Origin of the sequence: Methanolobus profundi (genome assembly GCF_900114835.1) — an archaeon.
Taxonomy (GTDB): domain Archaea; phylum Halobacteriota; class Methanosarcinia; order Methanosarcinales; family Methanosarcinaceae; genus Methanolobus; species Methanolobus profundi.
The window spans coordinates 123,596-141,410 of record NZ_FOUJ01000007.1 but is presented as its reverse complement, the minus strand read 5'-3'; the positions used below and the strand labels follow the sequence as shown (position 1 = coordinate 141,410).

At 39.7% G+C, this 17,815-nt stretch carries 17 protein-coding genes and 1 tRNA gene; 11 read left to right on the top strand and 7 right to left on the bottom strand.

All coding sequences use genetic code 11. From position 1 onward, the window contains the following. Positions 1-623: 623 nt before the first annotated feature. The 4 genes from BM008_RS13905 to BM008_RS13890 form a co-directional block, all read right to left on the bottom strand. Positions 624-2,894 (bottom strand): amino acid permease, encoded by a 2,271-nt coding sequence (locus BM008_RS13905; RefSeq protein WP_091938064.1) that lies wholly within the window; start codon positions 2,892-2,894, stop codon positions 624-626. Positions 2,895-2,997: 103 nt separating this feature from the next. Then, positions 2,998-3,082 (bottom strand) — tRNA-Leu (locus BM008_RS13900). Positions 3,083-3,152: 70 nt separating this feature from the next. Further along, entirely contained in the window at positions 3,153-4,532 is a 1,380-nt protein-coding gene (locus BM008_RS13895) for a cryptochrome/photolyase family protein (protein WP_091938062.1), read from the bottom strand. Then, positions 4,533-5,117: an SOUL family heme-binding protein gene (locus BM008_RS13890; RefSeq protein WP_091938060.1), complete on the bottom strand. Its 585-nt coding sequence runs from the start codon at positions 5,115-5,117 to the stop codon at positions 4,533-4,535. Positions 5,118-5,248: 131 nt separating this feature from the next. Here BM008_RS13890 and BM008_RS13885 point away from each other — a divergent pair, with 131 nt between their 5' ends. Further along, a complete protein-coding gene (locus BM008_RS13885; protein WP_091938083.1) occupies positions 5,249-5,899 on the top strand; it encodes an HAD family hydrolase in 651 nt (216 codons plus the stop codon). Here BM008_RS13885 and BM008_RS13880 read toward each other — a convergent pair. Next, complete coding sequence (locus BM008_RS13880) at positions 5,885-7,051, bottom strand: glycosyltransferase (RefSeq protein ID WP_091938058.1); 1,167 nt, start codon at positions 7,049-7,051, stop codon at positions 5,885-5,887. The two genes, BM008_RS13885 and BM008_RS13880, sit on opposite strands and share 15 nt — an antisense overlap. A gap of 194 nt (positions 7,052-7,245) precedes the next feature. On the opposite strand from BM008_RS13880, the gene BM008_RS13875 reads away from it, so the two are divergent. Together BM008_RS13875 and BM008_RS13870 are read left to right on the top strand one after the other, a co-directional pair. After that, entirely contained in the window at positions 7,246-8,238 is a 993-nt protein-coding gene (locus tag BM008_RS13875) for a PHP domain-containing protein (RefSeq protein ID WP_091938057.1), read from the top strand. Positions 8,239-8,368: 130 nt separating this feature from the next. Next, complete coding sequence (locus BM008_RS13870) at positions 8,369-9,502, top strand: UDP-N-acetylglucosamine--N-acetylmuramyl-(pentapeptide) pyrophosphoryl-undecaprenol N-acetylglucosamine transferase (RefSeq protein ID WP_091938055.1); 1,134 nt, start codon at positions 8,369-8,371, stop codon at positions 9,500-9,502. Positions 9,503-9,562: 60 nt separating this feature from the next. Here the strand turns inward: BM008_RS13870 and BM008_RS13865 are convergent, their stop codons facing one another. Beyond that, complete coding sequence (locus tag BM008_RS13865; protein WP_091938053.1) at positions 9,563-10,312, bottom strand: SIMPL domain-containing protein; 750 nt, start codon at positions 10,310-10,312, stop codon at positions 9,563-9,565. 239 nt (positions 10,313-10,551) lie between these two features. Here BM008_RS13865 and BM008_RS13860 point away from each other — a divergent pair, with 239 nt between their 5' ends. The 4 genes from BM008_RS13860 to BM008_RS13845 all read left to right on the top strand — a co-directional run bounded on the left by BM008_RS13860 (position 10,552) and on the right by BM008_RS13845 (position 12,996). Continuing rightward, positions 10,552-10,785: a hypothetical protein gene (locus tag BM008_RS13860; RefSeq protein ID WP_091938051.1), complete on the top strand. Its 234-nt coding sequence runs from the start codon at positions 10,552-10,554 to the stop codon at positions 10,783-10,785. Positions 10,786-10,902: 117 nt separating this feature from the next. Then, positions 10,903-11,280, top strand: a complete 378-nt coding sequence (locus tag BM008_RS13855) for a hypothetical protein (RefSeq protein WP_091938050.1) — start codon at positions 10,903-10,905, stop codon at positions 11,278-11,280. Positions 11,281-11,631: 351 nt separating this feature from the next. After that, positions 11,632-12,096, top strand: a complete 465-nt coding sequence (locus BM008_RS13850; RefSeq protein WP_177188096.1) for a hypothetical protein — start codon at positions 11,632-11,634, stop codon at positions 12,094-12,096. A gap of 354 nt (positions 12,097-12,450) precedes the next feature. Then, positions 12,451-12,996, top strand: a complete 546-nt coding sequence (locus BM008_RS13845; protein ID WP_091938046.1) for a hypothetical protein — start codon at positions 12,451-12,453, stop codon at positions 12,994-12,996. 98 nt (positions 12,997-13,094) lie between these two features. On the opposite strand, the gene BM008_RS15010 is transcribed toward BM008_RS13845, so the two are convergent. After that, the gene (locus BM008_RS15010; protein WP_177188095.1) at positions 13,095-13,232 is read right to left on the bottom strand and encodes a hypothetical protein; all 138 of its coding nucleotides are present in this window, start codon (positions 13,230-13,232) and stop codon (positions 13,095-13,097) included. A gap of 106 nt (positions 13,233-13,338) precedes the next feature. Between BM008_RS15010 and BM008_RS13840 the strand changes: the two genes are divergently transcribed. The 4 genes from BM008_RS13840 to BM008_RS13825 all read left to right on the top strand — a co-directional run bounded on the left by BM008_RS13840 (position 13,339) and on the right by BM008_RS13825 (position 17,719). Next, on the top strand, positions 13,339-14,073 hold the full coding sequence (locus BM008_RS13840; protein ID WP_143072364.1) for a hypothetical protein: 735 nt from the start codon (positions 13,339-13,341) through the stop codon (positions 14,071-14,073). Positions 14,074-14,715: 642 nt separating this feature from the next. Beyond that, positions 14,716-15,927 carry a hypothetical protein gene (locus BM008_RS13830; RefSeq protein WP_091938040.1) on the top strand — a complete coding sequence of 404 codons (1,212 nt, stop codon included), beginning with the start codon at positions 14,716-14,718 and terminating at the stop codon, positions 15,925-15,927. A 225-nt stretch (positions 15,928-16,152) separates the two neighbouring features. Beyond that, positions 16,153-16,320: a hypothetical protein gene (locus BM008_RS15005; protein ID WP_177188094.1), complete on the top strand. Its 168-nt coding sequence runs from the start codon at positions 16,153-16,155 to the stop codon at positions 16,318-16,320. A 271-nt stretch (positions 16,321-16,591) separates the two neighbouring features. Next, complete coding sequence (locus BM008_RS13825; RefSeq protein ID WP_091938038.1) at positions 16,592-17,719, top strand: hypothetical protein; 1,128 nt, start codon at positions 16,592-16,594, stop codon at positions 17,717-17,719. Positions 17,720-17,815: the final 96 nt, after the last annotated feature.

Genomic DNA, 17,815 nt, shown 5'->3' with positions numbered 1-17,815 from the left:
CGAAGAACATTTGACTCGCATGGCTTAGTCGAATACTGATAGCAGTGACCTCTGGCAGGATCAACCAGAATTGTTGATCACACACAAAGAATATGTTATTTTGGAAGTCATTTAGGAATCAGTCGGAAAGAACTCTCATTGAGAGAATATTTCCTATTTGCACATAGTTTGGTTAATTCCTTAATTGTTTGTAGTTATACACTACCGGTCAGAATTAACCGAACTGCCAAATCCAACGTCAGACAGAAAAAGCTTCTGTCTCCACTTGTTAAAGGCGGTGATTGTAAGTGTTTTCGCGCGATTTGCGCGGACTCCTTCAAAGGCTGCCATCGTATATATACATTCTGAATCAAGAGATTCGAAGGTAAAGGATGGACCTTTGTTAACACCAGCCTGATGAAATGAAATTATTACTTCATCGAATGTCTCCCACGAGCAAGTTTTCCGATGCGAGCACCGCACCAGTGAGCTCCTCGCGAGCACCCTTACATAACAGACTTACTATAAAAGTGTTGCGGAGAAACAGTCAATAATATGCAATTAACAATTGTGATACAAGACACTGTTTGAAGATAATTGAAAATAAAAAAGGATGCTGTAAAAATAAGGGAAAATAATTCCCCTTATTTCTTAATAACATCCCTGAGTTTGACCCATTTTCGAGCCATAATAACCGTTGTATCCGTATTCTTGATTATTTTCTCAGGGAACACGCCCATGAGGAAATTCTTCAGGAAAGGCCTTGTAGTAGCACCAATGAAGACCACATCCTGTTTCTTTGCCTCTTCTGACAGGCCTTTTTCGATGTTCTCCGAAACAGTGAACTTCTTATTGATATCCACATCCTTGAAATAGCCCTCGAGATCCCTGAAAGCAGCAAGAGCCTTGCCTTCATCTCCTGTGGACCTACCCACATTGAACATCGTAACAGTAGCATTCTTCTCTACCGCAAGGTCATGTGCCAGCTCCGCAGCAAGAGCAGCATGTGGACCACCAGCCGTAGGCAGCAATATGCTACGGATATCCTTTAGACTCCTGCCTGGCTCGAACCTTGCCACTACAACATCACATGGAGCCTTGAGCAAAAGAGGATCAAGAGTACTTCCAAGAACAAAATCACGGCGGAAGGTCCTGCCCCTCCAACCCATGATGACCATATCCGGTTTCTCTTCCTCAATAGTATCTAATATAGAATCAGAAGCATCCCTTCCAACTTTGATTATACCACCTGAAGGCACATCTACAGAACTTATCAGTCCCCTCATCATAGCCCTTCTCTCATCAACATAAGCATCAGAAGCAGAGAGAGGCGTTTGCTCCGGAAAAGTAAGGACCTTCAGGAAGACAATGTGCCCATTCCTTTCTCTTGCAACAATATTAGCAAACTTGGCCAGATCACCAGTAGTTGCCATATTCTTAATAGGGACCAGTATCTTATACCCTTTCTCAGCAAACGGCTTTTCTTCATAGACCTTCTTGCGTAGATACTTTGCACGCCTCTTGATCTCCTTCTCTGAATAAGAGAAATAAAAGAAAGAACCTGCAAGGATCCAGAATATCGTGATACCTGCAATGAAAGTAGTATCTTCGATCGCTGTCACAAGATAATAACCAATGACAAGCTGTACAATTATTGCGAGTATAGGAAGATAAGGAGCAAAGGGCATCTTAAAGGCCCTTTTAAGATCTGGCCTTCTGAACCTTAGTATAATAAGAACGGAATTGACCAGAATGAATAAGATCAGGAACATAACATTTGCCGCAGAAGCAACGGTCTCGATCGGAGCAAATGTCATAGTTGCAATAATGAAATAACTGAAAAGAATAGCATAATGAGGCGTTCTTCTCTTTTCATTGATATTGGAAAGAGCTTCCGGAAGATAACCCATCCTTCCAAGAGCGAACGCAACCCTGGAAGAGGAATAGACAGTGGCATTCATGGCACTTATCGTGGAAACAAAACCACCTGCAAGAATAAGGACTGAACCGAATGACATGATCTGACCTGCAACCCGGATCATACTGAATTCACCAAGTTCTCCAAGATAGATCCAGCTTGGTCCATCTACCTTAATAGCACCTATCAGAGCAAATGCTACCATAATATAGATAATAACAGCGATCCACAATGACAACAAAATAGCTCGGGGTATATTCTTTTCAGGATCTTTGACCTCTTCCCCGCTCTGAGCGATTATCTCATACCCCTCAAATGCTATGAACGTCAAACCCATTGCAACGAGAAGACCACCGACACCATGTGGCAAGAACGAAGGTTCTGCAAGAAATGCAACCGACCAGTCAGGTGTGAGGAAGGTCCTGTAAATACCAAAACACGCAAAAACAACAAGGATAGCAACTTTGAAAAGAGTGACCATACCACCTATCCGACCACTTTCCTTTGCGCCAAGATAGTTCAAGTATGCCATCAGAGTGACAATACCAAATGCAGAGGTGCTGATCAGAGTTCCCTGGGAAATACCATCATATCCTAAGAAATGGATCACCAGTTCTGAGAAAAATGCACCGAATGTAACTGCATAAAGAGAACATGCGATCGTGTGAGCTGCCCAGTCCACCCAGCCAGCCAGGAAACCAAAGTGATTGCCTATACCTTCCTTCACCCAGAGATAACTTCCACCGGCCTCAGGAATAGCAGAACCAAGCTCTGCATAGGCAAGTCCTGTAAATGTAGCCACAATACCATTCAAAAGAAAAGCAAGAATAACCGCAGGTCCCGCAATTCCTGTTGCTATGCCGGTGAGAGCGAATATGCCCGCCCCGATCATCCCGGCAATTCCTATCATTGTGATATCAAAGAGCGTCAAGTCCCTGCTAAGACTTACGCGGATACCATTATCTGCTGACACACTAAGATAGAAAAGCACGGTCATAGATAATATTTTCTATATATTCTATGATATCATGAGGATGTGACCCATGGAAAATATGCACACCTGACAGTCACAAATAAATGAGAAACCATTTGAAAACTAGTGCGGGAGGTGCGATTCGAACGCACGAACTCCTACGAGACAGGGTCCTAAGCCCTGCGCCTTTGGCCAGGCTGGGCAACCCCCGCAAAAAGAAGTATTGGATAAATATGCACTTTACATATTAATATTGCGGAATAAATACATTTTCGTAAGTCCTCAACCCATTGCTTTGAACATTGAAAGAGCAGCGTTACGTTCCTGCGAATGTTCGACCACAGGCTGCGGATAATCAATTCCGGGAACTTGATTTCCCTTCTCAAGAGAATGGATAGTCTTTTGATCAATATCTCTAAGTTCAGGGATCCACTCTTTGATGTACGAACAATCATGGTCGAACCTCTTCTGCTGGGTCCAGGGATTGAATATGCGGAAATATGGCTGAGAGTCTGCACCCGTGGAGGCTGCCCATTGCCAGTTCCCATTGTTGACGCAGGGATCATAGTCCACAAGCTTACTGGCAAAATACCGTTCACCCCATTTCCAGTCAATATGCAGATCCTTCACAAGGAAAGATGCAACTATCATTCGCACACGATTATGCATATAGCCAGTGGTGTTCAGTTCCCTCATCCCTGCATCGATTATTGGGAACCCTGTTTGGCCTGAGCACCACTTATCAAAGAGCTCTTTATCGTCTGACCAGGAAAGGTCATCGAACTTCCCCTTGAAAGCATTGGTGAAAACATACGGAAAAGCAACGGCAATATGAGTGAAAAAGTCACGCCAGTGAAGTTCATTTATCAGTGTGTGGCCTGAACCCAGTTCATCCCTTACGTAATGATAGAACTCCCGTATAGAGATAGTACCCAGTTTATTATGAGCAGAAAGGCCAGTTGTCCCATTTATAGAAGGATAGTTACGTTCATCATCATAGTTCTTGAAATTACCAATGTTCTGCAGGATAGACAGAGCATGGGATCTGCCGCCTTTTGTAAAGATCGACACATTTACGAGCATGGAAATATTGGAGAGAACAGACTGTTCTACATCCACTTTACCAGAATAGAAACTGCCCCCCTCGAGCATTACCGGAAGTGTGATCTCCCTTTGTGATGCTTTTTTGAAGAACTGAGAGAACACCTTATAAGGCTTACCTTCATTGGTAAGCACAGTGCCCGGCTCGTGAAGTAGTGCATCATGACAAGTGATAAGTTCAATATTGGCAGCTGAACAGGTCCTTTCGATCCCATCATCCCGTTTCCTGCTAAAGGGAGTATAGTCCCTGTTGAAAAATACTGAATCGATATCCAGTTCATTTTTCAGGTCCAGTATGACATCCTCAGGAAGACCGGAGAACAGGAAAAGACTGCCACCTTTTGACTGCAATTGCTCTTTTAGATCATCCAGACATTCCAGCAGGAACTGAAAAGCATTGTAGTTGAAATGCTCTCTTTTCTCATCTGCAAGACGCGGGTCAAAGATAAAACAGGGAACTACCTCATCCGAGCTGTTGATAGCCAGGTTCAGAGCAGTGTTATCTTCCACACGCAGGTCACGCCTGAATATGAAAAGGGATCTTTTGTAAAGTTCTGCCAATTATTCCACCTCGATAGCAACTTCATTACGCATCAGAATAGGAGGCACCCACGGAGGATCATAGCGCATGAGGAAGAAATCACCTTTTGTAACAATATTGTTCTCATCCAGTTGTGAACTGAGAATTGAACGTTGTTCCTCAACGACCTCGTCGGTCACATATCCTGAAAATCCTATTACAGCCAGCTTTCGTGAAGGTAAGGTCCCGATCAATATAGTGGGATCTTCAGGGACAGGAGCATTGGTCACATTATAAGCAACTGGTAGTATAAATGACATATTAATAGCAGAGCCTTGCCCTGAAATTATCACCGGAGCGGTCATATCTATTTTCAGGCTTCCTTCATTATTTCCTGAGATATAAGATGCAAGCACCCGGAAGCCGGAATCCTGACCTGTCGCCGTTGTTGAGATCACAGTTATTTCACCATACTGCCGGACCTCAGTATTATCCCCAAGTTCATAAAGTACTATATGATCTACTTCCTCAGTTACCATCGAAACATGCACCCCCGCAAAGAACCACGAACCTACCATGACAGCAAGCACTGTCAATAAAGCAAAAATAGCTCCTGCTTTATCCATAAAAATAGATTAGGCTGAAAGTTAAAAGAGTATTATGGTTCGTTTGAAAGATGAAAATACACTATATAGATTATATGATCTATGAGAAAAAACGAGATTAACTAGATATATTGACATATCCTGTTTTGCGTGTGATCGAAGCTCTGATATTTGATATGGACGGTGTTCTTATAGATTCCATGCACTTGCACTCGAATGCATGGAAAACTGCTTTCGCTGAAGCAGGGATTGAAATTGATGAAAAGGACATATTTCATCTTGAAGGCGAAAATGACACTGGCATTGTGAAAAGTATAATGAACAGCAAAAATATCGACCCATGCAGACTGGAAGATATATTGACGACCATACCTTCAAGAAAGCACGAGATCTTTGACATAGATAAGGCTGTTATGTTCGAAGGCATGGATAAATGCCTGAAGAAGCTGAAAAACAAATTTAAACTTGCTGTCGTATCCGGATCGGACAAGGTCGTTGTAGATACTATAATGGAACGGATATTCCCGGGGATCTTTAACGCTATTGTGAGCGGTGATGACACCATTAATGGAAAGCCAGATCCCGACCCTTATAACAAAGCTGTAGAGATGCTGGGGGTTGAAAAAGAGAATTGCATAGTCATAGAGAATGCAATACTAGGAGTCACATCTGCTAAAAATGCAGGCATATTTACAGTAGGATCACCCACATATCTTGACAGGAAAGAACTGGAACATGCAGATATTGTCCTGCAGGACCATGCAGAACTATACCGGTTCCTGGAACTGTTAATGAGAACTTGAACCTTTAAAGATTCCTTTTTCACCATTTACTATGCCCTCAAGTCGTTTTCTGATATAGACAGGACCATCCATAACCTGTGCCTTTTCTCTGAGCTCTGATGTTCCTGACCTGTAGCTGCCATCATTGATGAGAGTATGAATAGCACCCAGAACTTCTTCAGGAGTGGCAGAGTAAGTGAAGAAAGATCCATATCCGTTCTTTTCCAGAAGACGGGCATTGTTCTCCTGTTCGTTATGAGACTGATCGGGGAATGATATCACAGGTAAACCAAAGCTCAGGGACTCTGTAAGTGTACCATGTCCGCCAGTACATATGATAAGATCACTTGACCTGTAATAGGGGAAAGGATCAGCGATAAGTTTTCTGATATCAACATTATCAGGCACTTTTTCCAGCAGAGAATAATCCAGATCAGGACCTCCTATCAAAGTATAATTTATGCTTTTGTCCATTTCAGCGACCCTTAGTATCTTTCTGAATATATGGATGCGATATCCGAATCCTCCGATACTACAGAGCACATGTGGTCTTTTCACATCATCAAGAGGAACAACTTCATCGAAGCGTTTCCTGAGAACAGGACCTGTGAATTCCACTTTTTCCTCAACACCTTCAGGAAAAGCAAGATTAGAACCACATATAGTTAATGGAGGATCGAGATCAGGAACAAAGATGATATCTATATTATTATAGATCCATGTGTAGAACAACCTGACAACTGAACCTGCAAGTCCCACAGCAGGTCCTTTACCCTTGAAGAAATCCTGCATACTGGACTGGTTCACTATCATGCACCTGTTTATTCTATTCCTTTTAGCTGCAATTATGCCGAGATAATATCCATCCGATATAACGAAATGAGGATCGATCCTTTTGACAAGTCCTGTGACATGGACCATATCTTTGATAGAGATACCCTGAACTGTTGCCATTATCGATCCTCTGAGATCTAATGAACCATCTTTTCCGCTGAGCTTTAGCTCCTGAGGTATCTCTGTTACCATATGACCGGACCTTTCGATAAGTTCCTTTGAATAACCATAAGCTCCGATGGTCACCTCATGACCGGCACTCAGCAATTCATTTGCAAGAGATATGCAGCGCCCGGTGTGCCCCAGACCTTCACCACACACGAAAATAAGGAATCTCATACACACACCGGAAAAAAAGTTTGCTTGAAGACTACCTTGAACAGGAATAAGAACATAATAACAAGTCTCTTTTTTGCATATATATGCCTTTTTTATATAGAATATATAGCAACCTAAATATGATAGAGAACAACTATTTATTTTGAACTTCAGACCTGTAATTATATAATAATTCAAATGGCAGGTGTGAGAAGTTGTTCCATAAACAGAATAATAAGAGGCAGAAGATCCTTCCTTCTGAGAAGGCAGCAGAACTACTTGAAAAAGGGTGGAGCAAGGCAGACCTGCATGTTCACACATCCTGTTCATATGACGTTCCTGCCAGCAAGCTCACCAAACCTTCGAATCTTATGAAAAAGGCAATGGATGACGGACTTGACCATGTCACCTTTACAGACCATGACACGATGAAAGCCTACGATATTATGGGATGGGAAAGGGAAAGACTGACACCAGGTGTAGAGATATCGATCACCGATATGAAGAATGTCGGCCACACAGTACACATCAATGCTTTCGACCTCGATAAGGGACAATATGCAGAGATAGAGCCTATCGTTCAGAAGGAACAGGACATCTACACTCTGCTGGACTACCTTAGAAGTAACGATATCCTGCATATGTACAATCACCCTTTCTGGTTCAAACCTGGAGAGAAACCAAATATATTTGCTGTCCCTGAACTTGCAAAAGAGTTCCCTGTCATAGAATATAATATGCAGGACCTGACACAGAAGAACTTCTTTGCCATGATGCTTGCACAAAGATACAGAAAAGGTATGGCTGTGACAACGGATAGCCACACAGGAAGAATAGGCAGAGTGTACACTGTTGCCAGGGGAGATACTTTCAGGGAGTATTTCAGGAATATCGAGAAGGGCAGGTCATTTATGATGATAGATGAACCCATATGGAAGCATATAAGCCATGAACTGAATGCATGGGTCGAGCTTATCTTCAATATGGAAACAAGAATGCCATACGAGGGTGACTACTCTACTGGAGTGGAGGCCTTTGACAGAGTGGTCAATCTCGTTGGCAGAGAAAATATGGAAAAACACCCACATATGACAAATATGACAAGACATCTGGCACATCATTTCTTTAGTTCAGGATTGCCATTTCTCCTGTACAGGCTGTCAAAGCAACCACAAGTATCAAGGATCGGACGCATTGTCAACAACTGAAAGACTGATGGGCGACATCACTCCTTTGCAGGATGAAATACACAATTAAAGATGGGATGAAAGTATTTTTAATAGATAAAAACGTATGAACACCTGTTGATTTTTTTAGTTACTATTTTTTGGTGCAAAGATGAGAGTAATGATATTGGTATGTGGAGAGGGACTTGGCCACACCAGCAGAAGCATTGCCATAGGTAAAGAGCTGGCATCTGCCGGGCATGATGTTCATGTTGGTGCTTACGGATATTCCATGGAACTTATCCAGCGCAAAGGTTTCAAAGCATACGAGATCCCTTCGGAGATCACTCTTGTTGGAAAGGCAGGTTCTCTGAATATGAAGAGGTCCATTGTTGCAACTTTCAAAAGAGGGCAGTTCCTGGGACTTATCAAAATAAGAAAGCTCTTGAAGAGAACAAGACCGGATATGGTCATATCTGACAGCTATTTTATGGGGATGGTAAGTGCCAGAACACGAGGTATCCCCTGCTATCTTATAGTTAACCAGTCCAATATGGAGGAGTTCTTCAAGGGCAAGGGTGTTTCCAGCAAGATACTGGCCGAGATCGTGAGGATATCCTATACAGGCCTATTCAAAATGCCAGATAAGGTGATAATTCCTGATTATCCCCTGCCTCATACGGTTTGCAGGAAGAATCTGGAGTTTCAGGATAAGACATGGGATAAAGTTCTCTTCAGCGGTCCGCTCATCGGGAAGACGTATGATGAGACCACGGCAGAGGAAACTGAGCGGCCACATGTGCTATGCACAATAGGTGGTTTCGGATACAGGGAACCGATCTTCAGAAAGGTCATTGAGGTGGCAGGAATGGATGGTTCGATAAATTATACTCTGCTATCTGGCCCCGGCGTTGATCCGGAAAGTCTTGGAGACCTGCCGGAGAATGTGACCATTCTGAAGTTCATCGATGACCAGTTCCCATATATGAAAGCCTCAGATGTAGTCATCGCACCCGGAGGTCACAGTACTATGATGGAAGCCCTGAGCTTTGGCGTTCCAATGATAAGTTTCCCTGACCAGAAACATAGTGAACAGCAGAATAACGCTCTTGTTATAGAAGAGGATGGTCTCGGAAAAAAACTGGATTACTCCACATCTCCTGAAGATATACTAAAGAATATCAGACTACTTATTGATGATGAAAAGTACAGGAACAAGCTCACTGAGATGCGAGAGATGGCAATAGAGCTGAACGGCCCGAAAGCTGTCAGGTCAATGGTCGAGGAATTGCAGAAGGGACGTTAGCCATTCTGCAAGTCCTGCTTTTCGTGCGAGTGGAGTGATAAATGCTCTTGACCGATCACTTCAGCCAATGTAGTATGTGACCTGCACTGACATTGAAACTGTGGATTCTCCCGGCTCTATTGGTGTGGATACTCCACCTTCATCCATTGCTGCTTCTTCCACGTCCATTGCGTAGTAGATCCTGTTGTTTCCGCTTTCACTTATGGATGCGGTCTGCACGCCTGTGATCTTAAGGTCCAGACTGTCAGCAAGGTCATTTGCCTTTGATGCTGCATCGGCTACTGCTTCGTCCATGAGATCCGCACGAAGTTCTTCCTGCTGCTCGTCGGATACTGTGAAGGAGATGCTTCCTATCTGGTTTGCTCCGGCTGCGGCTGACCTGTCAATGACATCACTGAGGATGTCGAGGTTGGTGGTTGTGACCTCCACACTGTTGGATGCGGAATAACCTGTGATGGTCCTTCCCTCATCATAGTTGTATATCGGATACACGGATACATAGGAGGTCTGTATCTCCTTATCGTCAAGTCCGAGTTCCTTCAATCCTTCTATGACCGCACTCATGATGGCCGCGTTCTCACTGGCAGCCTCTTCTGAGGTATCCGCCTGGATCACAACACCTATGTTCAAAGATGCGGTGTCCGGTACGACCTTCTGTTCAGCGTACCCGCTCATTGTAATTGTGTCTGCTGCGCTCTGCTCTGTCCCACTCTGCGTGATGGCGTATATCGTTAGCGACATCACCACCAGTACAATTGATAATGCTATTATTGCAAAATATGATCTATCGTTTTTAGTTTCAGGTGACATTTTCACGTTCTCCTTGTTCGATGCTTGTTAACCAGCAATTCCGGCTGGTTACTGCATATTATAGAAGGAGCCGCACATATTAAAGAATTGTCTAAACTTCAAATTGAGTTGAAGTTATCACCCCCAGAGCTGGTGACAGATGAATGAAGATCTTATGTTCTTACAAGGCCTCTGGCATCTCCTGTCTTTGACCTTTTCCGAGATAGCCTTTAAAGTTCGTTCTTACTGGAAGCGGTGAAATGTATAATGCTACACTGAATACTACACTCGTACAATATGGGAATGATTTCCTGATATCAAATGATCAGGTCTTTCTTTCCCATGCTTTTACCATGGAATACGTTAAGGTCATCCTTCTAATGTTCCTGATGGGCTTTGTCCTGGGATCTGGCCTGACTTCAATGGCCCTGGTGTTCCCGGATGAAATTAAAGAAAAGATAGGTCATGTTAGAATGAAGTATGTAAATGTGTAATGAAGAAACCATAAAATATAAGGTTGTAAAGAACAGTCTCCATATAGTTATAATGGAGGCAAAAATATCAAAATATCTCGGAAAACAATTTTTACAGCGATATTTGGTGTATCTATTTTGTTGATTGCAGTAATCCTGTTCACACACTTCGTAATCATGGGAAGTGTATCTAATCTATATTCTATTCAAAATTATGATGGCAATGAACACACAGTATCTGTAGAGATTTTGAATTCAAATCATAGGACCATTATGGCAGATACATATACAGTTGGTCCTCATGAGGGTAGTAGCCCCCGAGAAAGACCGTTTTTATATAAGCTTCCATTCACAGAAGAGAAGTTTACATTTAACATTACTGTAGACAATAACACGACTGAATCACAAACACTTAAAGTACCTCACTATTATGACGCTTTTGTCACGATTTACATCTTTTATCCTGAAGATGAAAATACAATACCAATTCTAGTGGAGTGTGTGGTTCAGGAATAATTGTTGTTGTGAAAAAACCTGCAGAAAAAATACGATTGTGAGCTCATGGAAGGAGCCGGCCTTCAGGCCATCTCCCTCATGCTCCTTACACACATACCAAATAATAGTTCAAAGTATGGAAGAGGAATGTAGCTTGATCTGATATTTTAAATTTAGTTCACCATAGTACCATTAAATAAAAAGTGTAAATGAGCACACTTTTGGAATAACTAGATATAATTAAAAAATATTTATCGTATTTAAAAGAGTAACTTCACTATGTTGAGTTATAACATGCTCCATAAAAGTATCTTGTTCATATTCACATTATTGGTCATATTCTTCTCCTGTACCAGCTATGCTTTTGGAAACATGGAACACGAAGAAGCAAAGACAAATAACACTCTCTGGAAGAATATAAGTTCCTCTGTATGGGAGAATTATTCAAATGTAAATTGGGTAATGAGTGAACATGATCTGATGCGATTAAGGAACGCTTCTGATAACCATACGAATGTGAATGATAATTCTGACAATAATACTGAAGAAATGATTATTGTCCGATCAGAGCCATATGATGAATCAGACTGTATTGATTATTATTCACCCATTGTTTTAAAGATAGTTAACGGACCACGTATATTTAACGAGAATGGCACAATAACATATCTAAACAGAAGTGAAGACTTCAGTAAAGTAACATTATACCCCGTGAAAAGATCCCTGTACGTGGATACACGCTACCAGACAACAATAGTCCTTCGTCCGGCAGAATATGGATCCAGGTTGAGAAACTGTTGTTTTGGTTCAATATTCAAAGCAAAGCTGTATTGTTAGGATGTCACTGCTCGCTGCACTTGGATAGTGAAACCACATATCTGAAAATTCCTATACACCAGTGGAAGTATGTAGTTATTTATGAAATACATAATAATTATTACTGTGTTTGTTCTTTTGATCATGATAAGTTCAGGATGTACAGAACAACAAGACAAATTTACAATTTCGAATAATGCGACGTATGAACTAACCACTCATTCCAACAAAATTACTTTGGATTCTTTCATTTTGAATATCATTTTAGCCTGAAAATTTACGAAGCCAATATATTAAATATCTTTATTGGTATTGAGTAACAAACATCTTATAAATATTGAATGATAGTATCAAATATCAAGACCGAGAGTAAAAATGGTTAAAAGACGGGACATATTCACTTATTTTTGTGTATTATGTGCATTAATGTTATGCCTTTTAGTATGTGTTGTATTAATAGATAATAGCATTACAAACTCTTATACAAAATCAGACATTTCATACACAAAATTGGATACTAGTTCATACATAAAATTGAATTATAGTTCATACACAAATAATCTGAAAATCACTATTTGGCACCCTGATAATTGGGAGGTTACAAGTGTTAACAGATTTATCACAGTTACGAATCCTGAAACAGAAAGTAGTGTTAAAGTGTTTGAGATAGTTTCTAAATATACATCTCTTGAGAAGGCAGTAGAGGATATGTTTCGCGATCCTAGCACGGGGTATATTGTCACCATAAATGGACACCAAGCATATGAGAATAGAATTGATGATCGTAATTATGGTGGAAGAAGTCTACTAATATATGATGGAAAAAGGTTTGTTGCTGTGAATGGAAGAGCTAAATTGGAATACTATAAAGAAGATAAAGAAATCATTGATAATATAATAAATTCTATTAGCGTGAATTAATACAATAATTAATGGAGGCATTATTAGATATCATTTTTTATACAAGTTCCATTAAGCCATAGAAATATCTGATTAATTTTTATTCAATAATAAGTTAGTTATGGAACACAAGACAGATACTCTTTCCTCACAAGTTCCGAATCAAATTCCAGATAGTTATTAGCCCAGGTCTTTTTCTTTAATGAATCTCCCCTGAGCCATTTTATGTAAACTTCCTGCATTCCTGCTCTCTGCATCTGAGTGGCGAAATTTCAAGTCTGCAAATTTCTATATACCAGTGAGAGCATAGAATTATTTATGAAATCTAGAATAATAATTATAATGTTTGCTCTTTTGATCTTGATGAGTTCAGGATGCACAGAGCAACAAGATGAATTTACAATATCTGATAATGCAACCATAATATCCATTAAATATGTGACAAATTCATCGAATAACACGGAAAAGCAGGTGTTAGTAATCAATTCAACTTCCATGGATCTCAGTATTTATGACCCCACCAATGAACTGAAAGCACATTATACCCGCCCAATGATCAAATATCAGTGGAAACAGCCACCTTATATGCTAACAGGAAAGCCTTTTCTTAAGATCAGTTCCTCTTCCGAAGCGCAGATGATCCTGCCGGATCTCCCGGACTCTGGAACTCTGGAAGTAACTGTGCTGCAGGATGGCGCCATTCACACCATAACTATCGATTCAGGATCTTCTGAATATCAACTGAATGATAAGTATGAGATCCAAAGTTACATAGATACCCAGAGACTACTTGCATTAGAACCTTCTGAAGAGGAAACACAGAAAATTACAGAACAGTGGATCACTTCAATGCCAACTTACAGTTATGATGGCTATAATCTGACATTGGAAGAACACATTGTTTTAGATACACTACCTTCGATACATGGATTAACCTATACATTCACCAGCAGTCACGAAGGCTATGGTGATCGCTCTGACGAAGTGCTGACTGAAGTGGTCACAAACCACACAATAAGAGTATCTCTTAGCCAGCGAGAGATCAGAAAAGCCATAATCGATGAAGCATGGGATGAGATCACTCAGGAACCTGTGTAAAGTAAAGATATACAAAGCCTAAACTCTTGAGAGATAAATAATTAAAGAAAAAAATTGAGTGCGCCGACCGGGATGTGATGTCTGAGAATCATCATAATGATTCCCAGAAATCCCGCGCACCTTCTCGATTATAGCAATCTTGGAACACGTCTGGACACGTAAGAATAGACGGTTCATTTTCTTCCTGTTGGCGCAGGCATGCCACATTAGAAGGTATTTCATAATATCTATTGTGTCTATATATAAGTTTCATTCATGTTTTTTTAGGACTATTTAGTACTTCTCGGTTTTTTACCATATGTGTTCAAAATCCAAACGTTTAAATATCTGTCTTCGTAATTTTTTCTTGTTAGAGTGTGGCAACTCTGACAAGCATATAAGGGACACGTTAGAATGAAATTCATAAATTTTGTTAGCATTAGCTTTAGCTTTGCTCAGTCACTCGCGCGGAGGGCCTGAAGCATGGTTCGAGAGTTCTATTCCATTAGACGGAATGATAGAGGATTGTCTGTTTGTATTCCTAAAGAGTTAGCTGTTGCTCTGGGAATCACTGACTTTAAAGGGAATCTATTGCAACCATTGGTAAAAATAGATCTATCCCCTGATCGGTCACATGCAACCTTAAAACCTGTCGAGTACTGAATGCAGCCTGAACTAGATTTTGACTATCAGGCCAGGAATGACGAAATTTTCGACCCAAAAAGCTCGGTGCTGAATACAGGAAATTTCACCGTTCCGGGACAGGGACAAAAGCCGGATTATTGCCATATGCCATTTATTGGCTATCTGCATAGCTCCGGAAATAGTGCTATTGAGATGATAGTATCCTGTAAATTATGGCGTTGTCCTTCTTGCTATCGTTTAAAGGTAGATTCGGAAGTGTTCAAATATGCTGTTCTCCTGGAATGCTATTCCCTGGTAACTGGTGACAGACCTTTTAGAGCTGTAGCTTCAATGTCAAATGACCAGGCATATAATTTAACCCTGGAAGACCTTCGAGCTTTCCGGAGAAATGCAAAAGATAGACTAAAACGATCTGGTGTCACTGCCGGATTTAAACTTGATCACCCTTTCAGGATTAAAAAGAGAGTTCAAAAAGCTATTCGGGCTCTGTGTGGTGAAGATACAACTTCTGGTGGTTTCTGGGATTATATCTTAAATCCATCTTCCATTGATACGATTAACAATTACCTTGAAACTGATTTTAAGTCCTGGCGTGATCTCGTCAATTTCTCCCCTCATGTTCATTATCTCCTTTTCCCAGGTCATCAGAAAATAACCGGTGACAAAAACATCGTTCTAACCAAATTACAGGCTAATGATGGCTCTTATACTCTTGATTCTGTCCGTGATGTAGTTAAACACATTCGATATCTGATAACACACTGCGGGATACTGGTCAATGCCGGAAAATCACGCTTTGAACCTGCAGACGTTTTCGGAGATCTCCACAACTGGAAGCCTGAAGAATACTTAACACCGGAAGAGATCCAGGACATACAATCTGCAGTACTCCACGTTCTGAATGAAAAAAGAACTAAACCTTATACCGTTGGCGAAGATGGAGAACTTTGTTATCTCGGTGAAGAGGCTCCTTCTAACGAAAAATTAAGAGATCTTGGATATCTGCCAATTAATGATTTTATAGCCTATGATGAATTTACCGGTGAATGCCTGGATGCCTGGCTAAAATCAATTAAAAATCAAAGCAATGCTGACTATGTTTACTACCTGGTTAGTGAATACTCTCGAATTTTGAAAGATGATACAATACCGCAGAAAAAGCGGCGTTTATTCCTGGGAGATCTGCGAGATCCTCCCGACAGTTTCAAGATTACAACGTTAAACGTGTGAGGCATACAATATGAAAGAAGAAAATAAAATCTGTGAATGTGGATCAATTGCTCGAAATTTAAGTGTAACGTGGAATAAAAAAGAGTATAGGTGCCATGATTGCTACAAGAAGTATCTAGCAAAATATGGTGTCAAACTTCATTAAACAAATAAAACAAAAGTTGTAAATATTGATGTAATTTAATAAGGAGGTGATATAGAAATTTATTATTAAATGGTGGTTAAGTGGAAAAAATGACTTTTAGACAAGAAAACTACATACGAAAATCATTAATGTTTGCAAAAAAAAGAGAATGCATACATGAGTATTGTAGAGAATTAGAAATCCCTTGGACAGATTTATCAAAGGATAATGCAAGCGAATTGATAAGTAAATTATCTAAAATTATTTGATTAGTCCTAGTCATACATTTATCATAATTCGGGCATTTGCAAAATGCCCTAGTTCTGCATCCGGCACACATCGAAGTCCAAAAAGTAGCAATCCATTAGCCCGCAATCCCGTGATGATAGCAAGACTGAGAGCGGAGGAGGGCCGACAGACCGAGCCCTCCGAGAGCGGAAGTCTGCACAAGTCAGCAAGAACGGTATATTCATCAAGATATACAAAAATATAATAGAATTGTTTAGATAATTTTATGTATTAGGCTATTCAATTTAGTTTGTGAGTGAGGAAAAGGAAATAAATATTTGCGATAAATCAGATGACAATATTAAAAAAGAAGATGTAATCGAAGATTCTGTATATATTGACACTGATATTTTTTCGTATATATATAATTTAATCATTCAGTCATCGAGGTACTTTACAAAAGGTAAAGGGATATCTCATAGAGGTGTAAATGCACTTTTACTTTTTTTCTTAACTGCTGGCGTATTGTATGAAAATACATCTTTCATAGTAAATGATTCTATAAAGGATAATTTTGTCTCTTTTGTAGGTATCTACAAAGTACCAATTATTTTCTTTCTTTACTTTTTGTTTGATTTATTGCGTACAATTGATAAAGTTAATAATTTTGTAAGAAGGATATTTCAGAGAAGTGAATTTGTTTATTACAAAATAGAATCAGGTGATATTGATCAAGAAGATTTAGAATTCTATTCAAAAGTAATCTCATTAAATAAATCACAACTGAGTTCACTTCTTTTTAATCTAAAGAATAATGATTTTTTAACTCCTTCAGTTCAAATAAACCTGTTACATAACTCGTCCATTTATAAATATGGAACACTGGTAGCTTTGAAAGAGTACCTAATACTTTTGAATTGGAATTCAGCTGCAGTTTGTTCCTTTATTAAGAGGATAGAAGGCAATTTATCGCCTGAATATTTAGATAGACTTATTTCTAAATACGATACAAGTTATTCAGTTCCTTTTGCTATTGGTTATTACCATAAATCGTATCAAAATAAAGATAATCCATTGTTAGATATTGGACAAAATTTTACTTTTCAGAATAGAAAGTTTACTGTATTTTATGGATTAATTCGAGCAATTCTTTTCACATCTATGATTTGTTTTATTTTAATGGCTTTTTTTGGAATAATCATAATAGGATATACGCATACAGAAACAAATTCAATGTATGATATGGTTCTTCTTTCCTTTGGATTAATTGGCTCTATTTCATTGCTCATAGTGAGTATTTTTGATGAATATGATGTAAAAATGCTTAAAAGACAATTGGAAAGCTACTTAGGCGATATGCAAAAGAATGGAAATATTGAATTAACAGCAGAAGAGGTAAAAAGTATAATAAATGATATGGTTACTGCTTTTGAAAGATAAAAATTGTATTTTTATGGTGGGAGCAAACTTTATTCCCTACTTTTTCTCTTCTTTAATTCCTTTAATGTGTATAACTATTTTCAATAAAAATTCTTG

Coding starts and splice junctions, on each gene's coding strand:
- BM008_RS13905 (WP_091938064.1), bottom strand. CDS start 2,894: ATGACCGTGCTTTTCTATCTTAGTGTGTCAGCAGATAATGGTATCCGC.
- BM008_RS13890 (WP_091938060.1), bottom strand. CDS start 5,117: ATGGATAAAGCAGGAGCTATTTTTGCTTTATTGACAGTGCTTGCTGTC.
- BM008_RS13880 (WP_091938058.1), bottom strand. CDS start 7,051: ATGAGATTCCTTATTTTCGTGTGTGGTGAAGGTCTGGGGCACACCGGG.
- BM008_RS13870 (WP_091938055.1), top strand. CDS start 8,369: ATGAGAGTAATGATATTGGTATGTGGAGAGGGACTTGGCCACACCAGC.
- BM008_RS13865 (WP_091938053.1), bottom strand. CDS start 10,312: ATGTCACCTGAAACTAAAAACGATAGATCATATTTTGCAATAATAGCA.
- BM008_RS13860 (WP_091938051.1), top strand. CDS start 10,552: ATGTATAATGCTACACTGAATACTACACTCGTACAATATGGGAATGAT.
- BM008_RS13850 (WP_177188096.1), top strand. CDS start 11,632: ATGGAACACGAAGAAGCAAAGACAAATAACACTCTCTGGAAGAATATA.
- BM008_RS13845 (WP_091938046.1), top strand. CDS start 12,451: ATGGTTAAAAGACGGGACATATTCACTTATTTTTGTGTATTATGTGCA.
- BM008_RS15010 (WP_177188095.1), bottom strand. CDS start 13,232: ATGCAGAGAGCAGGAATGCAGGAAGTTTACATAAAATGGCTCAGGGGA.
- BM008_RS13840 (WP_143072364.1), top strand. CDS start 13,339: ATGAGTTCAGGATGCACAGAGCAACAAGATGAATTTACAATATCTGAT.
- BM008_RS13830 (WP_091938040.1), top strand. CDS start 14,716: ATGCAGCCTGAACTAGATTTTGACTATCAGGCCAGGAATGACGAAATT.